Origin of the sequence: Caballeronia sp. LjRoot34 (assembly GCF_964253815.1) — a bacterium.
Taxonomy (GTDB): Bacteria; Pseudomonadota; Gammaproteobacteria; order Burkholderiales; family Burkholderiaceae; genus Caballeronia.
In genome coordinates, this window is sequence record NZ_CAXUSB020000003.1 from 597,153 (window position 1) to 619,864 (window position 22,712).

Below are 22,712 nucleotides of genomic sequence, written 5' to 3' on the forward strand. Positions count from 1 at the left end.
ATATGTATTGCGTGCTTTTTCACGACTCGACAATACGCGCTCAAGCGAAAGGCGATGAACCCATTCGCATACTCCGGCTATCAGGCCATGGCAGATCTCACGCTGCCGGTACGCCACGGCGCAGCACTGATGAATCACGCGCTCGACGCGTGGCCGTTTCTCGCCGAGACGCCTCAAGGCCGGTCAATGCGAGCCACATGCGAACTGCTGGCGCTATCAGCACTTACGCATAGCCGGCGTCCATTCGCTATCGACTCAGTGCAGATGGACGGCAAAAGCTTGCCCGTGGTCGAGGAGATTATGCTCACCACGCCGTTCTGTTCGTTGCTGCATTTTGCGAAGGAAGGCGGACCCAAACAGCCGCGCGTCCTGGTGATCGCGCCCATGTCCGGCCACTTCGCCACGCTCCTGCGGGGCACGGTACGCACCCTGCTGCCCGACCACGACGTCTACATCACCGACTGGATCAACCCTCGCGACGTCTCGCTGGCGCAGGGCCGCTTCGGCTTTGACGAATACGTCCAGCATGTAATCGACTTTATCGTCGCACTGGGACCCAACACCCACTTGCTGGCTGTCTGCCAGCCGACTGTTGCCGCCCTCGCTGCAGTGTCCCTGATGGCCGCAGACGATCATCCTCTGCAACCCGCCAGCATGACGCTGATGGCCGGGCCTATCGACACGCGTATCAATCCGACTTCGGTGAACGTGCTGGCCAAGAGCAAGCCGATCGAATGGTTCGAACAGAACCTGATCAGTGCCGTGCCGTGGGGTTTCGCGGGCGCAGGCCGGCGCGTTTATCCGGGCCACACACAACTGATGGCGTTCATGTCGATGAATCCGGCGCGTCATTTCGATGCGTTCGAAGACATGGTGTATCAGCGCGCCAAGGGCGACCCTGCGAAGGCCGAGGCCATCCGCGTATTCTATGAAGAATACTTCGCGACCATGGATTTGACGGCCGAGTTTTATCTCGAGACCGTCGACACCATCTTTCAACGACACGCATTGCCGCTCCAGGAACTCGAAGTACGCGGACGCAAGGTCGATCCGTCATTGATCCGGCGAACCGCGCTGCTCACCGTTGAAGGCGAGCGCGACGATATCTGCGCGGTCGGCCAGACGCTTGCCGCGCAGGAACTATGCAGCAAATTGCGCCCGTACATGAAGACCCACCACGTGCAAACGGGTGTCGGCCACTATGGCGTATTCAACGGCAAGCGTTGGGAACGCCATATCTATCCGCGCGTGCGCGCAATGATCCACGACAACGAGCCAAACCCGGTTGTCATCAATGCGCGCGCCCAGCCTTTGCAGTCATTGGCGCCGCTAGCACGCCCTGTCGCACCGCGCATGGATGTGAATGTGCAGTCCGAAGGGCCTTGATAAGGTTTGTTGAGGGCGCCACCTCAGCCGCGTTTCATGCGGGTTGCTGGCTCGTCCATGGCGTGAAAGCGGGAACGTCACATGGACCCTTTGCGTCGATGGTGGTGAAGTTGGCAGGGCCAACTATCTCCAGATACTCCATGTCCTCGGAGTAATCGAAGAGGTAATGCACGATTCCCGGCGCCTGATGAACGCAGTCGCCGGTTGCAACGAGCGTCTCCTTGTCGCCGTACATGAAGCGCGCCCAGCCCTTGAGCATGATCACAATGTGGAATTCAGCCTCATGACGGTGCCAACCTGTGCCTTGCTCTGGTGCATTGTTAGCTTTCACGAGCTGCGCAATCACCTTGCCGCCGGTCGCGTCTGCGATCCCTAAATCACGATAAAGAAAAAAATCGCGCAACCCTTGATCCTCATAAGGGGTGTCTTGTGGCCGGATATGCGAAAAGCGAGTGGCAAGTTCGAACGTTTCAGATGACATGGGCACGCTCCGGTTAGGCAGCAAAACTGTCGAATGAAAAGGGCTGGCTACTTTGCTATGCATCAAGCGTTCCAACTTGAAGGGCCTAAAGGAAACTGCAATCAAGCGACTGCTTGCGGTCTTCCCTGGACAAAAGCCAAGGCGTGCGCTCGATTAAAAGTGGCATTTAAAAAGCACATTCACTCGCGAGCAATTCGCGCTCAAACTCCGTTAAAGACATTGCACATAAACAGGTGTGTGTTGCTAAACTTGGTTCCGTAGCGTTTCGTGGCGGTTGCAGCGCGAGCCATCCTGGGTACGTTCACTGGAGAGATCGACACCATGTCCTACATCAGCGTCGAGATCAGAGCCTACGATGAAGCGCGAAAAATAGTCACCGTCGCGTTCAGTGAAAAATGGCCCGTCAAACTCTCCTCTGCCGTCATAGCGGAGTTGACCCTTGAAGACTGCGACACCATCGGGCGCGACGGGGAATTGATCGAAGCAGGGCTGACCGATGACGAAGCATGCGTCCTCAAGATGCTGTTCGAGGACGAGGGCACCATTGAAGACTTCCTCGCTAATCCGTCCAGGCTAATTGGTTGCACAAGCGAGCTCGACGAATAAGGCAGTAAGCTTGCGAGGAGCAAGCGCTATCTCTTCCGCAAAAGACCTGACAAACCCTCCCCCATGTTTTGCACGTTCAGGCAAGAACGCGCGAGGATCGGTCTATCGTGCGGGCATCGCATCATGGTTCCATGAAGGCTCAATCAGCAAAGGAGCCGATGATGCAGAAAACATGGTTTATCACGGGCGCAAGCCGCGGCCTTGGCGCGCTTATCGCCAAGGCCGCGATCCAGGTAGGTGATCGAGTCGTCGCCACGGGACGCAAGCGCGAAGATATCGCCAAGAGCCTGGGGCCGGACAACGACCAGTTGCTTAGTGTCGCGCTGGACGTCACCGACGCAGCCCAGGCGCACGCCGCCATCAAGGACGCTGTGTCGCGATTCGGCGGGATAGACGTTCTGGTGAACAACGCGGGATACGGCCATCTGGGATTCTTCGAAGAGAACACGATCGAGGACGCGCAGGCTCAGTTCGCCACCAACCTGTTCGGTGTTTTCAACGTGACGTGGGCCGCGCTGCCTGTCATGCGCTCCGCTCGCCACGGACACATCTTCAACATTTCATCGCTTGCCGGCATCCTCGGTGCGGAACTGGGCTCGCTTTACTGCGCCAGCAAGTTTGCGCTCGAAGGTTTCTCCGAGTCCCTGGCGAAGGAAATTGCACCGTTCGGTCTCTTCGTGACGATTGTGGAGCCCGGTCCTTTCCGTACTGACTTCCTCACCAGCGAATCGCTTCGCTTCGGGGAAACGGTGGTGGCCGACTACGATGACCGGCGCGATCGACTGCGCTCGTCCTTCGAACAACGTAACGGCCATCAACCGGGCGATCCTGTGAAGCTCGCACAAGCGCTGATCGAGCTGGCAAACGAGGCCGAGCCGCCGATGCGTTTTATCGCCGGCTCGATTGCAGTGAATGCCGCGGATGCGAAACTCGCTGGCATGCAAGCCGAACTCGACCGCTGGCGCCCGCTCTCCGTCGGCACTGACGGTGACTACGCCGCCTAGCGCGTTCATCTGCATGGATCGCGTCAGCGCCGCATCGGGCGGGCGCTGAGCGGCCGGTGCCGGCCTCGTTTCCATTGACCCCGGCACGGCGATTCATCTCGCCTGCTGCCACCGTCCACATCGCCCTGTTCCGGCTTCGAGTAAATTCGGAAATGCCAGCCGGTAAACCGGCACTCGCGCATACTTCTGCCGTCCTTCCCTGGCCCCCGCCAAACATCAGTTTCACCGCCGCGGACAAAATCGTGGTCTCCTGTCGTTTCGCGTCGCGGGCGCCCATGCCTATGCGTCCATCGACCCTCACGCCAAATTTTTTCGTGCCGGCCACAATATTCCCGATCGTGAAACGTCTTCACCTGTATGGAACAGCCGCCGACGACGAACCCGATGATCGATAGAGACAGCGACATCACCGCGACCGTCTTGCGTGAGCGTACGAAACTCGGAAACTTCATCCGGCGTCGCGTGCGTGATCCAGGCGATGCCGAAGACATCCTGCAAGACGTGCTTCACGAGTTCGTTCAGGCGTACCGGCTTCCCGAACCTATTGAACAAGTCAGCGCATGGCTGTTTCGCGTGGCGCGCAACCGCATCATCGACCGCTTTCGCAAGAAGAAAGAGCAGCCTCTGAGCGAGACAGCCGGGGCCAGCGCGGCCAACGCGGCCAGCGATAACGCCGATGCCGTCGACGACGAATACCGGCTTGATCTGACGCTCCCCGCACACGATGCCGGACCGGAAGCCGCCTATGCCCGGTCGGTGCTCCTGGCGGCCCTGCAACACGCGCTCGACGAATTGCCGGAAAACCAGCGCGACATTTTCATCGCCCACGAGATCGAGGGCCGCAGCTTCAAGGCACTGGCTTTGGAAACTGGCGTGGCTCTTAACACGCTGCTGGCGCGCAAGCGTTATGCGGTGCTGCATCTGCGCGCCCGCTTGCAAGCCGTCTACGACGAACTGGATATTTAAAGGAGAAGGCAGATGAGTTTCAGACTGAGATTCCTAAGCAAGGCATTGCTGGTGATCGTGGGCATTGCGGTGCTGGGATGGATGGTGATGACCCTATGGAACTGGGTTGTCCCGGCGCTGTTCGTCGGGGCTCGCGCAATCGATTTTGCCCATGCGCTGGGGCTGTTGATCCTGAGCCGGATCCTGTTCGGCGGATTCCGGGGGCATGGCGGCTGGCGTGGACGTCAGCACTGGCGCAGGTGGGAACAGATGACACCGGAGGAGCGCGAGAAGTTTCAGAAGGGCATGCGCTGCGGGCGCGGCAAGCCGCAAGCGCCGCAAGAGCCGCAAGAGCCGCAAGGGGATACGGTATGAGCAATACGCCGGCATCCGCATGCAAACAGGCGCCGGGCGTGATCGTGCCCGTTGTGAACTTCAACCGCTGCGAGGGCAAGGCCGATTGCGCGGTCGTGTGTCCCGAGAACGTCTTCGACATCCGCCGGATCGATACCGCCGACTATCAGCGCCTAGGGCCATTGCAGAAATTCAAGCTGCGTGTGCACGGCATGAAGGTCGCTTACACACCGAACGCCGATGCATGCCGGGCATGCGGCTTATGCGTGACCGCGTGTCCCGAACGGGCCATTACCTTGGCCCGGATGAGTTAAAAACGCCGCGCTGAAGCGGACAAACCAATTGTCCTGATCGCGCCGGCGCCGGGCATTTTCCGGTCTTGCGGACCCGGCGCCATGCCAGGCCCCAAGCTTTTCGCTGATTTTTTTGCGCGTGCCGTCATTAGCGTTCCAAGGCGGCCGCAAACGGCGGCTCAAGCAATCGGCTTAGCAATTTAGTCTTTAAATTTAGGTGCTTAAGCGCGTCAGCGGGGTGACCCGGAACGCTCCACAACCCTTCGCGACAGCATTAAAAACCCTCAATTTGCGGGTTGCAATGCGAAACGCAGGGTCGGTTCAGCCCTCTTGAAAGCAAAATCAGGCAAAATTCGATGGTTAACCCCGGTCGTTGACGCAGCCGGCGGCGCCCCCAACCCATTTTTCTTGAGACTAGCGATGAGTACCGAGCAACCTACGATCATCTACACCCTCACCGACGAGGCCCCGCTGCTGGCGACGAGCGCCTTCCTTCCGATCATCCGCACGTTCACCGCGCCGGCCGGAATTCGTGTCACCACCAGCGACATCTCGGTCGCTGGCCGTATCCTGGGCGAATTCCCGGAATTCCTGACCGAAGAGCAACGAGTGCCGGACAATCTGGCCGAACTCGGCCGCCTGACGCTGCTGCCTGACACCAACATCATCAAGCTGCCCAACATCAGCGCATCCCAGCACCAGTTGATCAGCGCGATCAAGGAACTGCAGGGCAAGGGCTACAAGGTCCCGGATTTCCCTGAGGAACCGAAGACCGACGCCGAGAAGGCGATCCGCCTGCGTTATTCCAAGTGCCTGGGCAGCGCCGTGAACCCGGTGCTTCGCGAAGGCAACTCGGACCGCCGCGCGCCCGCAGCCGTCAAGAACTACGCCCGCAAGAACCCGCATAGCATGGGCGAGTGGAGCATGGCTTCGCGCACCCACGTGGCGCACATGAAGCATGGCGACTTCTATCATGGCGAAAAGTCCATGACTGTTGCGAAGGCTCGCGACGTGAAGATGGAACTGGTTACGCAAAGCGGCAAGACCATTGTGCTCAAGCCGAAGGTCTCGTTGCTGGACGGCGAGATCATCGACAGCATGTTCATGAGCAAGAAGGCGCTGTGCGACTTCTACGAAGAACAGATGGAAGACGCGCGCAAGACCGGCGTGATGTTCTCGCTGCACGTGAAGGCCACGATGATGAAGGTCTCGCACCCCATCGTCTTCGGTCATGCCGTGAAGATCTTCTACAAGGAAGCCTTTGAGAAACACGGCAAGCTGTTCGACGAGCTGGGCGTGAACGTCAACAACGGCCTCGTCAACCTGTACGACAAGCTGGAAAGCCTGCCGGCTTCCAAGCACGAAGAAATCATCCGCGACATGCATGCGTGCCATGAGCACCGTCCTGAACTGGCGATGGTGGATTCCGCCAAGGGCATCTCGAACCTGCATGCGCCCAACGACATCATCGTGGATGCATCGATGCCGGCCATGATCCGCATTGGCGGCAAGATGTGGGGCGCCGACGGTCGTCCGAAGGACACGAAGGCGGTGATTCCTGAGAGCACGTTTGCGCGGATCTATCAGGAAATCATCAACTTCTGCAAGACCAACGGCAACTTCGACCCGGTCACGATGGGCACGGTGCCCAACGTCGGGCTGATGGCTCAGCAGGCCGAGGAATACGGCTCGCACGACAAGACCTTCGAAATACCGGAAGCGGGCGAGGCGCGCATTGTCGACATCGCCACGGGTGAAGTGCTGCTGACGCAAAACGTGGAAGAAGGCGACATCTGGCGCATGTGCCAGGCCAAGGACGCGCCGATCCGCGACTGGGTGAAGCTGGCGGTCACGCGTGCCCGCAACTCCGGCATGCCGGCCATTTTCTGGCTGGACCCGTACCGTCCGCACGAAGCCGAAGTGATCAAGAAGGTCGAGACCTACTTGAAGGATCACGACACCAGCGGCCTGGACATCCAGATCATGTCGCAAGTGCGCGCGATGCGTTACACGCTGGAGCGCGTCATTCGCGGGCTGGACACGATCTCGGTCACGGGCAATATCTTGCGTGACTACCTGACCGACCTGTTCCCGATCATGGAACTAGGCACCAGCGCCAAGATGCTTTCCATTGTCCCGTTGATGGCGGGTGGCGGCATGTATGAAACCGGCGCAGGCGGTTCGGCGCCGAAGCACGTCAAGCAACTGGTGGAAGAAAACCATTTGCGCTGGGATTCGCTGGGTGAATTCCTGGCGCTGGCGGTGTCGCTGGAAGACTTGGGACTGAAGACCGGCAATGCGCAGGCCAAGGTCCTGGCCAAGACACTCGATGCCGCCACGGGGCAACTGCTGGAGAACAACAAGAACCCGTCGCCCAAGACCGGACAACTGGACAATCGCGGCAGCCAGTTCTATCTCGCGATGTACTGGGCGCAGGAACTGGCAGCCCAGACGGAAGATGCTGGCCTGGCGGCTCAGTTCGCGCCGTTGGCGAAGCAATTGACGGCGGACGAGAAGACCATCGTGGGTGAGTTGTCGGCGGTCCAGGGTCAAGCGGCGGACATTGGCGGCTACTACAAGCCTGACTTTGAAAAGCTGGAGTCGGTCATGCGTCCGAGCAAGACGCTCAACGCTGTACTGGCGGCAGCTCAGGCTGAAGCGTTGAAGGGCTGATTGGTGTATAGCCGTTGATCGCTTTCTTCCGGCATCGACCGGAAGAAAGCGTGAACGGTGTGGTTTCTTGCGGGCATCGGCGCGGATAGTTCAACAGGATTCTCCGCGCTGGTTTTCGTCCCGTTTAGTTCGTATAACTATCTATTGTTTGGCGGCCGGGCTGCTTCCGTTCCCGGCCGATCTCCTCCACTACAACGCCAGACTACCCATTTCCGCGTAAGCGCGATTCAACCACACCTTGACGCGCTGCCGCTCCAGCAAACCAAGCCCGGAAGCTGCTCGATCCGGATGATTAACGGCCGCCCAAAAACTAACGCCATGCTGATCGATTTTCTGCATGGTGGTATCGGGCAGGCGCCGCAGGCTGATCACACTGGCACCCAGCGCTTTGGCCCGGGCGAGTTCCCCTGACGCTTCGAGAATCTCGAACCGGTCCCCACGAACCTCATTCAGCACGATGACCAGCTTGATCCGTCCGCCGAACTGATCGAGCCACTGCCGCAGCAGGTCGACCGAATCGCGCCCGGCGTCCATCACATGCCACCAGGTCAGCGTCAGGCCATGCTCTTGCGCGAGATCAATAATGTCCGCGTCGTCGAGCCATTTCCCGAGAGACTGCTGTGTCTGCGCGGCAAGATCAACCAGGATGCGCCGCTGAGGATCCTCAAGCGCATGTTCAATGATGGGGTCCAGGCTATCGTGACGATCAAGCACGGCTGGTGCAGCAAAATCCGCATAGAAGCGCAATAACGCGCCGTGCGATTTGTCGGTGTCGAAACCCGTGAACGGGATGTTCCGATCGACAAAATACTGGGCTAATACGCGGGCGACGAGCGATTTGCCGACGCCTCCTTTTTCGCCACCGATGAAGTGGATGTAGCTCATTTATGCGAATCCTTTGTCGAGGAGCGGGCTGGGTGAAAACAAGAATATCGAGTTTCGATGACGTAATAGCGACTCGGGTAACGGCGACTCAGGCTACACGGAAAAGAAATGCGTGACAGCAGCATGCGGTGCTCTCGCATGGAATTGTTAAATCAGACGGAAGCCGGGCTTGGAGCGGTCCGCATGAATGATACGACCGCACATGACCCATGCCCGCACCGCTAAATAAAGGGGCTAACGTGCCGTTAACCAAGAGAAAGCATCTACGATCAAATTTCCCCCGACAACAGCTCCGCGGTTCCCGATAGATAATTCACCGGTTTTTCCGAAAGAAAACAGTCTAATGATCGTGTTTTGTCCGAGTAGACGATTCCGGCGGGCTGCGGTATGTTGAATCACCGGCTGCAATAAGTCGCCCTGTTTTAAGAATGTGCCAGGCAAGCGACCTGCTGCGAATTAACAAAAATGCCCTCAACCCGGATCTTGCTTGCCAAGCGACTCAAGCTGACAACAGCCGCCCTGTGCGTGCTGGTCTTGAGCCTTGCGACGCCTTTGCTCCTGCATAAATTACGCGCCTATTCACTGGCGGAGAATGGGGCTCAATCGTTAGACCTCTTTCGCGCCGCGTTGCTCGCCATGGAAAGCGTATCGGCAGAACGCGGCCCCACTAACGGCGCGCTCGGCGCAGACGCGCGCAGTGCGCCGTCTCTGCGACTTCCCTTAATCAACGCGCGTGCCGAAAGCGACCACCGCCTGGCAGTGTTGCGCTCACTGATCACAAGTCAGGCGTGTCCCGGCTGCAAGATTGAACGCGCGTCCGTAGATATAGTGCAAGCGCAGCTTGTTGCCGCCCGCAAGCAAGTCGACGGCCTCATCGCTCAGCCCATCGAACAACGTGGCCATGATGCCGTCCTAAGCGCGGTCAACCAGATGGTCGCCGTCATTCCCAATTTCGGGCCGCTGGCTAATGCCAGCGCGGCGGGCATTGTGCGGGGCGACCCCAACGCACTGAATTGCATATTGATCGCCCGGTTGTCCGCTCAACTTCGTGAACAGGCGGGGCTTCTGGGGTCGACCTTCACTGCGGCGCTGACCGCTCACCGGCCCTTGAGTGAAACTGAATTATTCGCGCAAGAACGGGCTAAAGGACGTATAGATGAATTGCGCGGCCTGATAGCGGCGCGCGTAGAACATACACCGATCGGCGCCGCTACCTATCAGCGACTCACCAGCGTCTATTACGACACTGGCCTGAGCTACATTGCGCGCGTCCGCGCAATGGCAACGCGCCCGGAAGGAGTCAATCTCACGGCTGCCGAACTGGCCGCTGATTATGTGCCGACCATGCAGCCCATCGCGCAGTTTCGCGACTACGTGCTGGACCTGGCCGGAAACGAAGTCAAAGGACATCGTAACGATTCGCTGATGTTGCTGGTTGCGAGCACAACGGGCACTGCGGGCGTTCTCTACCTGTTGCTGATTGCGTCCGTGTACTTCAGGCGGCGGTTCGTCCAGCCGTTCATTGAAGCTGCGGACATCATCATGGCGATCGCCGATGGAAAGCTCGAGACGCCCATCCCTCACGGTGAACACCCGTTTGAGATCCGCAACCTGTTTCACGCGATCCTGGTGTTGAAGGAAAACAGCATCGAAAAAATGCGGCTGGAGCACGAGCGCAATATCCTGCTGCGCGAACTCGAGACCGTTGCCGACACCGACTTCCTGACCCGTTTGCTCAACCGCCGCGCGTTCGAACGCAAGGCGACCGCAACGCTAAGCAAGCGCGCGGGAACGCAAGCCAAGCAGGTCCTGATCACGTTCGACGCGGACCGCTTCAAGGAGATCAACGACACCCTGGGCCACGCCGCCGGTGATCTCGCGCTGCAGACGATTGGAAGACTATGCAGCGAGATATGGCATCAGCCGGACATCGTGGCACGCCTCGGCGGCGAGGAGTTCGCGGTGCTGACAAAGGTCGATGATGCCGGCGAAGCCATTGCCACCGCCAACGAACTGCGACGGCGTCTGGCGTCCACGGTGCTGGAACTGGATGGTGTCCGCTTTACAGTCACGTTGAGCTTCGGGATCTCGCTGGCTTCGCAAACCGGGCGTGAGACGCTCGACGCCCTTCTGCTACGCGCCGACAAGCTGCTTTACAGCGCCAAGCTGGGCGGCCGCAACTGTATTGTGTCGGACATCGAAAACTCGACAAGCCACTAGCATCGACTGCGAGGAGCGTGCAGCGGTCGCGGACGCCCATGCAGCGCGAGAGTGCCTGCTGTCTATCATTCCACCATGGTTGTTCGCACGCGTACAGCGAGGAACTGTACGAAGGTGCGCACCTTGCTCGAATGGCGGCGATTCGGCAGGTAAGCGGCGTAGACCACCGAATCGCCCGCATGCGGATTGACCTCGGTGTTTTCAAAGAGGCGCAGCAAGTGACCGGCACCGATCTCCCCCGCCACCAGCCACTCGGGCAGCAGTGCAATGCCCCTGCCCGCGAGGACGGCTTCGAACAGCACGTCGGGGTTATTGGCAATCAGGTTTCCTCGCACTTCGACCCGTTCTTCTTCGGCTCCGTGCCGAAACGTCCACACCTGCCTTGTAGCCCGATGGGGTCCGCCATACGAGAAGCGCAGGCATTCGTGGCTAGCCAGCGCCTGCGGTTCAGCAGGTATGCCGTGCCGCTCCAGGTACTCATGGCTCGCCACGACAAAACGCTTGTTGTCGGCCAGCTTCCTGACGACCAGGTTTTCATCGCGTGAGGGCAAGCCGATTCGAATCGCGACATCGATACGTTCTGCGGCCAGGTCTACATAGTGGTCAGCGACCACCACGTCGAGAACCACACGGGGATACTCACTCAGGAAAGTAGTAAGGTGCGGCGCCAGGCACAGGCGGCTATATGCCGTAGGCACGGAGATGCGCAGCGCGCCAACGGGCGCCGCGCCGCTGTCGAAGATGCTGTCGTCGGCTTCAGCGAGGTCGTCCAGCACCTTGCTGATTTGCTCGACGTACGCGGTGCCGGCGTCGGTAAGGCTGACGCGCCGCGTGGTCCGCGTGAGCAACGCTGTCCCAAGCGATGCTTCGAGCGCGTCCATCAGGCGCGTCACCGACGAAGTGGCCACCCCCAGGCGCTGGGCGGCCTTGGAAAAGCCGCCGGCCTCGGCCACTTCCAGCAAGGTAGTCAATGCAACCAGTTTGTCCACTTTGATGGCTCCGCTGTCTTGGCGTTGCGTGGCACGCAACGCGAGATTGCTCTGCGAACGTATTCTACTAACGAATCGCAATCGATATCCTGTGCGTAATCTTCCTCAGGAGCCCACCGTGCAAGCCATCGAGATCTCTGTCTACTACGACTTCATTTGTCCGTGGTGCTGGATCGGCCACCTGAATCTTGCATCCGGAATTCGCAGCGCCAACCTGCCGGTGCCCGTCTCAATCGAATATGTGCCGTTCGAACTGAACCCGGCGATGCCTCCCGACGGAATGGACCGGCGCGAATACCGGACGGCCAAGTTCGGCAGTTGGGTGCGCTCGCAAGGCATGGACGCGCAGGTCGCGGCGACGGGCCTGGCTGCCGGCGCGCAGTTCAACTACGACAAGCTCAGCAGAACGCCGAACACACGCCTCGCCCATCAGTTGATGCAGTACGCGTTGAGTACCGGCGACGCGCACAAGACCAAAGCGCTCTACCAGTCGATTTTCGTCGCGTACTTCTCGGAGGGACGCGATATTGGCCTGCCCGGCACGTTGGTCGAGATTGCAGCGAAAACCGGCTTCGATGCTAAGGCGGCAGAGGACTACCTGACGCAAGGTCGAGGTCTTGCAAAGGTCGGCGAAGCGCAGCGGCTCGCGCAACAACACGGCATTCGTTCGGTGCCGACGGTGTTCATCGCGGGCGAAGCGATAAGCGGTGCGCAACCGCCGGCGGTATTCGCCGGCGCGCTGCGGGCGGCGCTCGAACGGAGCGCCGCATGAATACGTCAGTGAAGCTGCGTTGGGAACGCGCGCAGCTTCAGCCCGGTAGCCGCATGACCGACCTTGGCACGTCGCTCTGAACCGCCCGATGAACATCGAACATCAGTACCAATTTCAGCCACTGAAGGATCCATCACATGACGCCTAACGCACCTGCTGCCGACCAGAACGGCGGCACAGTCAAGCTAACCCAGGGCATGATCGCGCTATTCGCGTTCTGCTGCGGCGCGATTGTCGCCAATCTCTACTATGCGCAACCGATCACCGAGCTCATCGCACCGGACATCCACTTGTCGGGCGGTGCGGCAAGCCTGATCGTCTCCCTCACGCAGATCGGCTACGCATTCGGACTGTTCTTCCTGGTGCCGCTCGGCGATCTGCTGGAGAACCGCAAGCTGATGATCACGACAGCCATTGTCTCGATCTTCAGTCTCGCGCTGGCAGCCGTCACGCGTCAGCCGAACGCGTTCCTCGCGGTCTCGTTGCTGGTCGGTTTCAGTTCGGTTGCGGTGCAGATCCTGATCCCGCTGGCCGCGCATCTTGCGCCCGACGAATCGCGTGGCCGCGTGGTCGGCAACATCATGAGCGGGCTTCTGCTCGGCATATTGCTGTCACGTCCGATCTCAAGCGTGGTGGCCGGTCATTTCGGCTGGCGCGCCGTATTCGGCTCGGCGGCGGTGTTGATGGCGATAGTGACGACGGTCCTGGCGTTGACAATCCCACGCCGCCAACCCTCGCATCAGGCAACCTATTTTCAGTTGATCCATTCACTTGGCGAACTGGTTGTGACGTTACCCATACTGCGTCATCGCGCGCTGTATCAAGGGCTGATGTTTGCCACGTTCAGCCTCTTCTGGACTGCGGTCCCGATCGAGCTGACACGTCATTACGGCCTGTCGCAGAATGCGATCGCCGTGTTCGCGCTGGTCGGCGCGATAGGCGCGACGTCCGCACCCGTGGCAGGACGGCTTGCCGACGCCGGGCACTCGGTCCGCGCTACGTTGATTGCCCTTGTGGTCGGCGCGCTCGCGTTCACGCCGTCGCTGATTCATCCTGCGTGGGGCGTGGGCGGACTGGTTGTGACCGGCGTTGTGTTGGACTTCGCCGTGCAGATGAACATGGTGCTCGGCCAGCGCGAGATCTATGCGTTGCATGCGGCCAGCCGGAACCGTCTGAATGCGCTTTATATGACCAGCATCTTCATTGGCGGCGCGATTGGATCAGCGCTTGCCAGCAGCTTGTATGACCATGGTGGATGGACGTTGACCGCGACGGTGGCGAGCGTTTTCCCGATCATCGCCCTGATCCATTACCTGACGGTCGGCAGGTCGGTTGCAGTGGCAACGGCTTGAACGGAGTTGAGCGCTCCTCGCAATGGCGGGGGCGCTGGCGTGATAATGTAAGCACGCTACAAGCGGTGCCGGAACGCACGTTGTATGGCAATCAACTCGTGGACTGCGAGCTTGGCATGATGAAGCAAAGTAAGCGCTATTCGCGCTTACAGAGAAGAAGACGATCAACAGATCGTGCTTGTTGCGTGCGGTCTCAATCCGTTCGAACGTCAGTCGCTGTGCGGTGAGATCGCCGGCCCTGCCGGCGATCTCACCGCACAGCCGCAATAGCGCGGCTGAACCGCCGCTTAGCTTAGTTCGACAATGCGGTTTGAATCGCCTCAAGCAGACGCGGATCATCTGCCGTGACATCCGGAGAGAAACGGCCCACTACATGGCCGTCCTTGCCAATCAAGAATTTCTCGAAGTTCCACAACACATCAGGCGCCGGGTTGGGCTCAATGCCGTAGCCTTTGAGCCGCTCGCGAAACGGGCCGTCGCCGGTCGTGTCCGGCTGCGTGCTGGTCAGCGTCTTGTACAGCGGATGCTGGTCGGCGCCGACCACTGATACTTTCGAAAACATCGGGAATTTCACGTCGTAGGTCAGGCTGCAAAATTCCTTGATCTCGGCGTCACTGCCTGGTTCCTGACCCTTGAAGTTGTTCGCCGGGAAGCCCAGTACTTCCAGGCCTTCGGCCTGCTTGTCCTCATAGAGTTTCTCCAGGGCTTCATATTGCGGCGTGAGCCCGCACTTGGAAGCTACGTTTACGATCAACAAGACCTTGCCCTTGAACGGCTCAAGCGTAAGCGCCGCGCCGTCGATGGATTTCACGGGAATATCGTAGATTGTCTGGCTCATGTTTTGACTCAGTGGAGAAAGGGAACAATCAGGGATCAGGCGCATCCGGGAATGTGATTAAGCGCGATCTATCCTACTCCGGAACCGTCAGTGGCTGCAGAGGTCGCCCATTCTCTTCAGTGGGCCGTGCCGTTGATGGCCAGTCCCGCAGGACGCGCTTCAAAGCGGTATTGAAGATGCGTGGGGTATTGCACGTCGACCTCGCGTACCAGACGATCGATTTCATGCTTGAGTTCATCGGCCCGCTCGACTCCCAGCAAGTATCCCGCCTTAACCAGACCTTCACCGAATTTCTCGATCATCACTGCAGCCAACGCCGGCGTTTCCGCGCCACGCATCACGTCCTGCGCGCGATTTCCTGCGTAGCGTCGAATTTCTTCGATCAAAGCCTGAACATCGCCGGTCATAGCACTCCCGCTTTTTATAGTTTCGATCTTGCGAAAACCGTACTGCCTTCGGATCGCCTGGTATGGTTGTATTGTTGACCTTCCGCGGTAATTACCGTGTCGAAAGAACACTCCCCACCGTATATTTTCTGTAAAAACGACGCCCGGCAAAACGATAACAGCCCGACGGCGATGAAAGCGTAATCGCCATCGGGAGATGCCGCAAGAAGCCCGAGTTGAGGAATGAAACCCGCTCTAATCGTAGATCGACCCGTCATCCTCCATGGCATCGATCATTTCGTTATCCTGCATACGCGTCAAGATCATCTCGGCGTGTGAATTCCAGTGTCTCAATGCAGTCACGCGGCCGCCGTCCATCACAAACTCAAACGTAGTTTTCGGACTTAGGCGGTTTCATGTACCGGATCCGCTCGAACAATTGCTTCGGCGACAGATGCGCTTCGTACCAGATCATGTCGTGTCGCGGCACGCCGGTCCGGTGACCCAGCATGTCGCGCAGAGTGACCGCTTCATCGAGTGATTTATCGTAGAAGCTCAAACTGGGGACGAAATCGCGGATCGGCCGGTCGAAGCTCAGCAGACCGCGATCGACCAGCAGGCCCGCCGCCACGGCGGTGAACAGCTTTGTGTTCGACGCAATCGGGAAGCCGGTAGCCGGCGTAAATGGCAGCTTCTGAGCGTGATCGCGATACCCATATCCCTTGGCGAGCAGGACCTCTTCGTCCTTCAGAATACTTACGCCAATACCCGGAACGTTCCAGTCACGGACCAGCGTCTCCATGAAAGCATCAAAATCACTCAATTCTTTCAGCATCGTTGGTCCTTTAATGGCGAGTTAACTGTCAGAGAAGCGTATTGGGTCGTATTGGGTCGCGGCGTTTCTTGAAGAGTCCGGTAAGCACTGGCGCAATGAAGTTAAAGGGAATCGCGATGCGGGTCAACGAAGTACCATCGAATTTCCTGACACTGGATTTTCATTCCAATGCTAACGATAAATCGACCCGGAAGAAGTGCGGTCGGTTCCCTTTATCTTTCCTGGCACGCGAGAGGATCGCTACTTCTCAGCTGGCCACCGCCCGCATTAAGAATGACATCGAGCAGCGCCATTGCGTCCATGCCTTCCGGCAAACTACGGACTATGCCGTCGAGACGCCCGTCGATCTGTAGCAAGGCGAACCCATGGACAAGTGCCCAGGCCGCGACTACCCGCGCGGCGCCGTCCGTGGGCAAGGGAGCCTCGGGCCCTTGTGACGCCCCGACCGTTGCGCGCAACACCGACAACGCGTCGCTCATCGCTTCGCGCAAACCCGGCCGTCCGAGGTCGAGCCGTTCGCTGCGAAACATCAGCATGAAGAGACCCGGAAACTGCGTCGCGAACTCAACGTAGGCGTGTCCCTGGGCGGCAAGCCGCGCCTCGGGAGTGGCAGCCGCGGCGGTCGCTTCGAGCAGGCGGCGCTCGAAGCGGCGAAATCCTACGGCGGCCAACTCGCTGAGCAGTCCCGTCACGTTGTCGAAGTGGTTCTTGGGCGCGGCGTGAGAAGCGCCTGCCTCGCGCGCGGCGGCTCGCAGCGTGAGCCCGCCAATGCCCTCGCGGGCGAGGATGCGCTCGGCTGCCTCCAGCATTGCCTCACGCAATGCGCCGTGGTGATACGGACGCCTGGCTGCGTCGGTTAATGCGTGTTTCGCTTGTCTGGCTTGTTTGCTGATCTTCTTGATGGTCATCCGTTTTCACCGATGTTGACGGCGTCAATTTTAACTTGACGAATGCGGATACAGCATTTATTTTAAATGTTGTCATCGTCAACATTCAAGCGAACCTATGACACTCTTCGTTGCAGGTCTCCTGGTTTTCCTCGGTATTCACTCCGTCTCCATCGTCGCGCCACGCTGGCGAGACGCGCAAGCCAGGCGGATGGGCGAGAACGGGTGGAAAGGACTGTATTCGCTGGCGTCGATCGCGAGTTTCGTTGCGATGCTCTACGGTTACGGCATCGCGCGACAGATACCGGTCATGATCTACATGCCGCCGATGGCGCTGCGGCACCTCGCGCTGTTACTCATGGTGCCGGTGTTTCCTCTGCTGATTGCAGCCTATCTGCCTGGCCGCATTAAACGCCTGTCGCGCAATCCGATGTTGCTCGCCGTGATCTTGTGGGCGGTGTCGCATTTACTCGCCAACGGTACGCTGAACGATCTGCTGCTGTTCGGCGGTTTCCTCGGCTGGGCGGTGGCAGACCTGATCTCGGTCAGCCGGGGCGCCCACGTCCGCCCGGTGCCGTCCGCGCCGGCTTCGGCGGTGAACGATGTGATCGTGGTCGTCGTGGGGTTGGGGCTGTACGCGTTCGTGCTGCTGTGGGCCCATGCACGTGTGATCGGCGTGTCGCCGCTCGGCTGAATGCGGCGGGGTTTCAACGTTCACTGCGCGTAACGCGTCGGCAATTGGCGTCACTCAGAGGACTCATGCTTCAGATGCACGATGGATTCGTAGCGGAAGGAAAGCCGCCACCCCGAAAGCCAATAAGCCTTGCGCGCGGTGGGTTCGCGTAGAACTGACGGACTCCTGTGTATCGATCAACGATCCGCGAGTTTCCCCGAGATAGTTCGCACCAGCAATGCGCCCAGCACAAGGCACGCGGCCACAAAATACAAGCCCATGCGATTGTCGTGCGTCGTCACGTTGAGCCATCCCACCGCATAAGGCGAGACAAAACCGGCGAGGTTGCCCACGCAGTTGATTCCAGCAATTCCGACAGCCACGGAAGTGCCGGCAAGGAACGACGATGGAATGCTCCAGAACAGCGATAGCGCCGACAATATGCCCGCAGCCGCCACGCTCAACCAGATCACCGCGAGCGTCGGGTGGTGACCCACGTAGCCACTCGCAGCGAATCCGATTGCGCCGATTACAGCCAGCACGGAAAAATGCATCCGGCGCGAGCGGAAGCGATCCGAGCTCATTCCAGTGAGCACGATCGCGGGAATGGCGACAAGGTATGGAATGGCCGATAACCAGCCTATCGTCGATACATCACTTAAGCCCGAGTCCTTGATGATCGACGGCAACCAGAAGCTGATGCCGTACAAGCCAATGATCTGGCAGAAGTAGACAGCGCAGAGTTTCCAGATGTGGCGATCGGAAAGAATGGCGCCAAGATTGTGATGCGTCGTCTTCTCCGAGTCCTCCCGGTCGATCTCCCCTGTGACCAACGCTTTCTCATCGTCGGTCAACCACTTCGCCTGCGTGGGACGATCGACCATCAAGGCTAATACCGCAATGCCGCAAAGCAGAGCCGGAATTGCTTCGATCAGGAACAGCCACTGCCATCCCGCCATGACGGTTGAATGGCTGAAGTTGCTGAGTACCCAGCCCGACAACGGACCGCCGACCACACCCGACAGCGGGATCGCGATGTAATACACGCCAAGCGCAAAGCCCCGTTTTCTCGCGGGAAACCAATACGTCAGGTACAACATGATGCCCGGCGAGAAACCCGCTTCGGCCACGCCCAGGAAAAAGCGGGCAGTGTAAAACTGCATCGGCGTTTTCACCAGCAGCGTGAGCGCGGAAATAATGGCCCACGTAATCATGATGCGCGCGATCCAGAGACGAGCGCCAACCCGATGCAGGATCAGGTTGCTGGGTACTTCGAAAATAAAATAGCCGATGAAGAAGATGCCCGCGCCCAAGCCATAGACGGCATCGCTCATGTGCAGCGCATTGAGCATCTGCAACTTGGCAAAACCGACGTTCACCCGGTCAAGATAACCGCACAAATAACACAGCACGATGAACGGCATGATGCGCCAGCCGATCTTGCGATACACGTCGGTACGCGCCGCGGGCGCCACCAAAAGGGTTTCGCTGATATGGCTCATGTCTCCTCCGTCGTCCTTTGCCGGACGTTATAGAGTGCGGCCGGGCGGACGCCAGACCATCGATCAGGGATGCTTAAGATGCGAGTTTTTCGGCTGCCACCTCTACGCCCAACTCCTTGCGGAACAGCGCCTCCATCTCCAGACGCACGCGCACGGCTTCCTTGGTGGAGTCGAAGGCCACGTCGCTCCAGCGAACCGCTTGCCCTGCCGCGACCGGGCGCTGCAGCACCATGTTGTGCGCGAGGCCAATGGGCAACGCGCCTTGCAGCAGCGAGTCCACCGCGGGCATCAGCTTGCCGTAGACGGTGTGACCACCCTCGCCGTCCAGCCGTTCACCTGCTCGCAGGTCACGCTTCGCGGTGGCCGCAACGTCTCCGTGGAAGCCCGTGGTCGCCCCCGTTGCCTCACCGCGCACCGCAATGCTCGCAATCGATACCCCGAGTTCAAGACCGATCAGGTGATACGGCTTGTACATGGCGGCGAAACGTCCGCTCTTGTCAGTCTTGAGACCGTATTGCGCAAAACAGTCGCGGACGTAATCGGAGGGCGCTTCAAAAATGGCGTAGACGCCCCAGCGCAAGTCCCGGAACACGGGACGGCCATCGCGTTCAAGCGACGACACCACTTCCACGCTGCCGCGATGCGGAAGGATTCCGCCCTCGGAGGCCGGGCGCAGCAACTCAGGCAGGTCGTCGACGCCACAGGCGGGAAACGCCAGGCCGTCAGGGGGCGGACGCAGATCACATGCGTTCGATACCGCCGCCATTTCCAGCGCCGACTTTGTGCCGTCGAGGAAGGAGTTGAACATCTGCGCGTTGAAGTCGCCGGAAGCAACCTGCTGTTCCGTGAAGCCGTAATAGCTCCAGACGGTGTCAGGGGTCGACTGATGATAGACCGGCAAATACTTAGTGCCCTTGCCCGCGCAGATGACGTCAAAGCCGATCGTGCGAGCCCAGTCCACCAGTTCCGCAATCAATGCCGGCTGATCGCCCGAGGCCATCGAATAGATGATGCCAGCCTCCGCCGCACGCCGTGCAAGTAGCGGACCGGCGAGCACATCAGCTTCAACATTGACCATCACGATGTGTTTCTTGTGCTTGCAGCACAGCAGCGCGTGATGGATGCCCGCCGCTGGGCTGCCGGTTGCGTCTATAACGATATCGACGTGGTCGCTTGCGATCATTGCATCGGCGTCGTCGGTGATGAAAGTCGAGCCGCTACGCAAAGCCTCTGCCCACGAACTCGCCGAATAACGCGCTTCTTCCCAGCCGACACGTTGCATCGCGCTGCGTGCCCGTGCCGGCGAGAGATCGGCGATGCCGACCAGATGAATGCCCGGCGTACGCGGCGCCTGCGACAGATACATAGAACCAAATTTGCCGGCGCCGATCAATCCTACTCTGACGGGACGCCCTGCCTGGGCGCGGGCTTCAAGCTTCGCGATAAGCGACATGCTGTCTCCTTTATTCATACGGTTGAATCGCGGTTCGTCATGGTTCGTGATGCCGGGATCGAGCCGCGCGCCTTCATCGGGGAAGGACATGAGGTCAAAGATAGCAGCCCGCTTTTTGCAATAGAATGGGCAATTCCACAACTGCGCTGTGCAAAAATCCCCATGCGAAGATTTGATTGGGATTCCCTGCAAGCCTTCCTCGCGGTCGCTCGCGCAGGGCGTCTCACTGTCGCAGCGCAGCAAATGGGCGTAGACCATTCCACGCTAAGCCGGCGTGTTGCTTCGCTTGAGGCAAGCATCGGCGTGCAGTTGTTCGAGCGGCGTTCAGTCGGCTTTCTGCTGACGCCCGAAGGAGAACGGCTGATGACCGATGCCGAGGCAATGGAGAGCCTGGCTCTGCGCATCAACGCACGGTTGGGCGATCCGTCAGCTGGATTGACGGGAACGGTAAGAATCGGCACACCCGAAGGATTTGGGACCTACTTTCTTGCGCCGAGGCTTGCAAAGCTCACGGCCATGCACCCGGACCTGGAGATAGAACTGGTTGCCAATCCGCGCATGTTCAGCCTGTCCAAACGCGAAGCCGATATTGCGGTAACCATGACGCGCCCAAGTCAGGGGCGAGTTTATGCACACCCGCTCAACGACTATTCCCTTGGGGTTTATGCAGCGCCTCAGTATCTCGATACCCATGCGCCCATCGCCACGTTTCAGGATATCTTCAATCATCCGTGGATCGGCTACGTCGAAGATTTGATGTGGAGCGCGGAGCTCGATTACCTGTCGCAGATCTCGACGTCGCTCACGCCGTCGGTGCGTATTTCGAATGTGATCAGTCAGGCGGCGGCCGTTAGCGGCGGCGCGGGGATCGGTGTGTTGCCATGCTTTATCGCACGCATCGATCCCACCCTCGTGCGTATTCTCCCCGATGAAATCTCGCTCAGCCGCTCCTACTGGCTGGTCACGCATGCGGACTCGCACGATGTAGCGCGAGTCAAGCTCATAGCGGATTTCATTCGCGCCGAGTGCAGCGCATCCGGATTATTCTGGGTGGGATAACGTCGACCGACAAGCCGGGCCCCGTGATGCACAGCGCTTGTGTCGTCTAACGCGCCTGAGATTCACCATACATCGCGGGATTCAGGCTGCATGCAAGACCTTGCCAGTCGACATCGCCGGCCGCCCATCGGGCGGCATTTTCATGGGCGATACGTTGGTAAAGCTGCATCGCCATCTGGTCGTCCAGATGCTCGGTATCCTGCCCCAGATGCTCAAGTAGAAGCTGACAGCGCAGCGCTCGCACCACGTCACGATCCCACACCGCTGCATTCATCTCGCTGTGCCCGAACAGGGAATTCGCATGCAGGTTGCACGAGCCAATCGTCGCCCACGCGTCATCGACCAGCATGATCTTCGCGTGAACGTAGACGTATTTCCGGCTACCGGATTGCGTTTGCCCCGCGATGCCCGTCAGCGTGAAATGCTCGTATCGGCTAAGTGCTTCCAGCCGCTCGAAAAATGGCTTGCGCTCAGGACGTTGTCGCCACAAGGCCAGATATTCTTCCGGCTCGCCCGGCACGAGAAGGACGACATGCACGCCTCGTTTGAGCGCTGCCTCGAGCGCATACGCAATCTCCGGCACAGGCAACGCCTGATTTTCCAGATAGATTGAGCGGCAAGCCGTGTTGATCGCCAGCAAGTATTGATCCGTGATCGATCGCCGTCGACGATGTGATAGGCAGACCCTCCGGGCGTTGCATGAGGGTCGCGATAACAGCCCGCATGCACGTTGCGTTGAATCTGGACGACGCTGTTGCCTCGTGCATCGGATAGGTCCGTTGGGAAGGGCAAACGCTCGTCGCTGTCATGGCCCCAACCTCCCAATGCCACGTTCCGCTCGCTGGCCTCGTTCCATCGCTGGACGAAATTGTGATGCACGTCGGTAGCGGACGGGCCCGTGATCTCAGCATCGATATCGTGGCGTTGCCCCTCGCCCGTATGTCCCGGCTCGACCACTGCAAAAGTTGGATTGATCCCGCCGACAAAAGCTGTTTCCGATGACCGCCCTGCGTCGATCAACCAGCTTTTCTGATGATGACAATAGGCGAGAGGAGCACGGTCCCAGCGTGCGAGAAAACGCGAGCCGCGTGCGGCAAGCAGATCGAAGTCCGCCCTCGT

General features: G+C 59.3%; 22 protein-coding genes. 12 read left to right on the top strand and 10 right to left on the bottom strand.

Annotated elements, in window-relative coordinates:
• The first annotated feature begins 54 nt into the window (after window positions 1-54).
• Window positions 55-1,386 (top strand): polyhydroxyalkanoate depolymerase, encoded by a 1,332-nt coding sequence (locus tag ACSQ36_RS33685; protein ID WP_436185401.1) that lies wholly within the window; start codon window positions 55-57, stop codon window positions 1,384-1,386.
• Between the two features lie 34 nt (window positions 1,387-1,420).
• Here ACSQ36_RS33685 and ACSQ36_RS33690 read toward each other — a convergent pair whose 3' ends face one another.
• Window positions 1,421-1,867 carry a cupin domain-containing protein gene (locus ACSQ36_RS33690; protein WP_213764857.1) on the bottom strand — a complete coding sequence of 149 codons (447 nt, stop codon included), beginning with the start codon at window positions 1,865-1,867 and terminating at the stop codon, window positions 1,421-1,423.
• A gap of 321 nt (window positions 1,868-2,188) precedes the next feature.
• Here ACSQ36_RS33690 and ACSQ36_RS33695 point away from each other — a divergent pair, with 321 nt between their 5' ends.
• From ACSQ36_RS33695 to ACSQ36_RS33720, 6 genes are all read left to right on the top strand, one after another.
• Window positions 2,189-2,473 (top strand): hypothetical protein, encoded by a 285-nt coding sequence (locus ACSQ36_RS33695; RefSeq protein ID WP_213764856.1) that lies wholly within the window; start codon window positions 2,189-2,191, stop codon window positions 2,471-2,473.
• 158 nt (window positions 2,474-2,631) lie between these two features.
• Window positions 2,632-3,477: an oxidoreductase gene (locus ACSQ36_RS33700; protein ID WP_436185402.1), complete on the top strand. Its 846-nt coding sequence runs from the start codon at window positions 2,632-2,634 to the stop codon at window positions 3,475-3,477.
• 357 nt (window positions 3,478-3,834) lie between these two features.
• Window positions 3,835-4,443, top strand: a complete 609-nt coding sequence (locus ACSQ36_RS33705; RefSeq protein ID WP_436185403.1) for an RNA polymerase sigma factor — start codon at window positions 3,835-3,837, stop codon at window positions 4,441-4,443.
• Window positions 4,444-4,455: 12 nt separating this feature from the next.
• Window positions 4,456-4,797: a hypothetical protein gene (locus ACSQ36_RS33710; protein ID WP_436185404.1), complete on the top strand. Its 342-nt coding sequence runs from the start codon at window positions 4,456-4,458 to the stop codon at window positions 4,795-4,797.
• Window positions 4,794-5,090 (top strand): 4Fe-4S binding protein, encoded by a 297-nt coding sequence (locus tag ACSQ36_RS33715; protein WP_436185405.1) that lies wholly within the window; start codon window positions 4,794-4,796, stop codon window positions 5,088-5,090. Before ACSQ36_RS33710 ends, ACSQ36_RS33715 begins: the two co-directional genes overlap by 4 nt.
• A 399-nt stretch (window positions 5,091-5,489) precedes the next feature.
• Window positions 5,490-7,742 (top strand): NADP-dependent isocitrate dehydrogenase, encoded by a 2,253-nt coding sequence (locus ACSQ36_RS33720; RefSeq protein WP_213764852.1) that lies wholly within the window; start codon window positions 5,490-5,492, stop codon window positions 7,740-7,742.
• 189 nt (window positions 7,743-7,931) lie between these two features.
• On the opposite strand, the gene ACSQ36_RS33725 is transcribed toward ACSQ36_RS33720, so the two are convergent.
• The gene (locus ACSQ36_RS33725; protein WP_436185406.1) at window positions 7,932-8,627 is read right to left on the bottom strand and encodes a mobilization protein; all 696 of its coding nucleotides are present in this window, start codon (window positions 8,625-8,627) and stop codon (window positions 7,932-7,934) included.
• Between the two features lie 465 nt (window positions 8,628-9,092).
• On the opposite strand from ACSQ36_RS33725, the gene ACSQ36_RS33730 reads away from it, so the two are divergent.
• On the top strand, window positions 9,093-10,847 hold the full coding sequence (locus tag ACSQ36_RS33730) for a diguanylate cyclase (RefSeq protein WP_436185407.1): 1,755 nt from the start codon (window positions 9,093-9,095) through the stop codon (window positions 10,845-10,847).
• Between the two features lie 65 nt (window positions 10,848-10,912).
• On the opposite strand, the gene ACSQ36_RS33735 is transcribed toward ACSQ36_RS33730, so the two are convergent.
• On the bottom strand, window positions 10,913-11,836 hold the full coding sequence (locus tag ACSQ36_RS33735; protein WP_436185408.1) for a LysR family transcriptional regulator: 924 nt from the start codon (window positions 11,834-11,836) through the stop codon (window positions 10,913-10,915).
• Between the two features lie 118 nt (window positions 11,837-11,954).
• Here ACSQ36_RS33735 and ACSQ36_RS33740 point away from each other — a divergent pair, with 118 nt between their 5' ends.
• Together ACSQ36_RS33740 and ACSQ36_RS33745 are read left to right on the top strand one after the other, a co-directional pair.
• Window positions 11,955-12,608 carry a DsbA family oxidoreductase gene (locus ACSQ36_RS33740; RefSeq protein ID WP_436185409.1) on the top strand — a complete coding sequence of 218 codons (654 nt, stop codon included), beginning with the start codon at window positions 11,955-11,957 and terminating at the stop codon, window positions 12,606-12,608.
• A gap of 137 nt (window positions 12,609-12,745) precedes the next feature.
• Window positions 12,746-13,960, top strand: coding sequence for an MFS transporter (locus ACSQ36_RS33745; RefSeq protein WP_436185410.1), 1,215 nt, complete (start codon window positions 12,746-12,748; stop codon window positions 13,958-13,960).
• 292 nt (window positions 13,961-14,252) lie between these two features.
• Here the strand turns inward: ACSQ36_RS33745 and ACSQ36_RS33750 are convergent, their stop codons facing one another.
• The 4 genes from ACSQ36_RS33750 to ACSQ36_RS33765 all read right to left on the bottom strand — a co-directional run bounded on the left by ACSQ36_RS33750 (window position 14,253) and on the right by ACSQ36_RS33765 (window position 16,927).
• Window positions 14,253-14,798: a glutathione peroxidase gene (locus tag ACSQ36_RS33750; protein ID WP_213764846.1), complete on the bottom strand. Its 546-nt coding sequence runs from the start codon at window positions 14,796-14,798 to the stop codon at window positions 14,253-14,255.
• A gap of 116 nt (window positions 14,799-14,914) precedes the next feature.
• Window positions 14,915-15,205: a hypothetical protein gene (locus tag ACSQ36_RS33755; protein WP_436185411.1), complete on the bottom strand. Its 291-nt coding sequence runs from the start codon at window positions 15,203-15,205 to the stop codon at window positions 14,915-14,917.
• Window positions 15,206-15,569: 364 nt separating this feature from the next.
• The gene (locus tag ACSQ36_RS33760) at window positions 15,570-16,019 is read right to left on the bottom strand and encodes a serine hydrolase domain-containing protein (RefSeq protein WP_436185412.1); all 450 of its coding nucleotides are present in this window, start codon (window positions 16,017-16,019) and stop codon (window positions 15,570-15,572) included.
• A gap of 212 nt (window positions 16,020-16,231) precedes the next feature.
• Window positions 16,232-16,927: a TetR/AcrR family transcriptional regulator gene (locus tag ACSQ36_RS33765; protein WP_436185413.1), complete on the bottom strand. Its 696-nt coding sequence runs from the start codon at window positions 16,925-16,927 to the stop codon at window positions 16,232-16,234.
• 97 nt (window positions 16,928-17,024) lie between these two features.
• Between ACSQ36_RS33765 and ACSQ36_RS33770 the strand changes: the two genes are divergently transcribed.
• Window positions 17,025-17,600: an NnrU family protein gene (locus ACSQ36_RS33770; RefSeq protein WP_436185414.1), complete on the top strand. Its 576-nt coding sequence runs from the start codon at window positions 17,025-17,027 to the stop codon at window positions 17,598-17,600.
• A 176-nt stretch (window positions 17,601-17,776) separates the two neighbouring features.
• Here the strand turns inward: ACSQ36_RS33770 and ACSQ36_RS33775 are convergent, their stop codons facing one another.
• Window positions 17,777-19,081, bottom strand: coding sequence for an MFS transporter (locus ACSQ36_RS33775; protein ID WP_213764842.1), 1,305 nt, complete (start codon window positions 19,079-19,081; stop codon window positions 17,777-17,779).
• A 73-nt stretch (window positions 19,082-19,154) separates the two neighbouring features.
• A complete protein-coding gene (locus ACSQ36_RS33780) occupies window positions 19,155-20,534 on the bottom strand; it encodes an NAD(P)H-dependent oxidoreductase (RefSeq protein ID WP_436185415.1) in 1,380 nt (459 codons plus the stop codon).
• Between the two features lie 162 nt (window positions 20,535-20,696).
• Here ACSQ36_RS33780 and ACSQ36_RS33785 point away from each other — a divergent pair, with 162 nt between their 5' ends.
• Window positions 20,697-21,593: a LysR family transcriptional regulator gene (locus ACSQ36_RS33785; protein WP_436185416.1), complete on the top strand. Its 897-nt coding sequence runs from the start codon at window positions 20,697-20,699 to the stop codon at window positions 21,591-21,593.
• Window positions 21,594-21,639: 46 nt separating this feature from the next.
• Here ACSQ36_RS33785 and ACSQ36_RS33790 read toward each other — a convergent pair whose 3' ends face one another.
• Window positions 21,640-22,233, bottom strand: a complete 594-nt coding sequence (locus ACSQ36_RS33790; protein WP_436185417.1) for a phospholipase D-like domain-containing protein — start codon at window positions 22,231-22,233, stop codon at window positions 21,640-21,642.
• Window positions 22,234-22,712 lie beyond the last annotated feature (479 nt).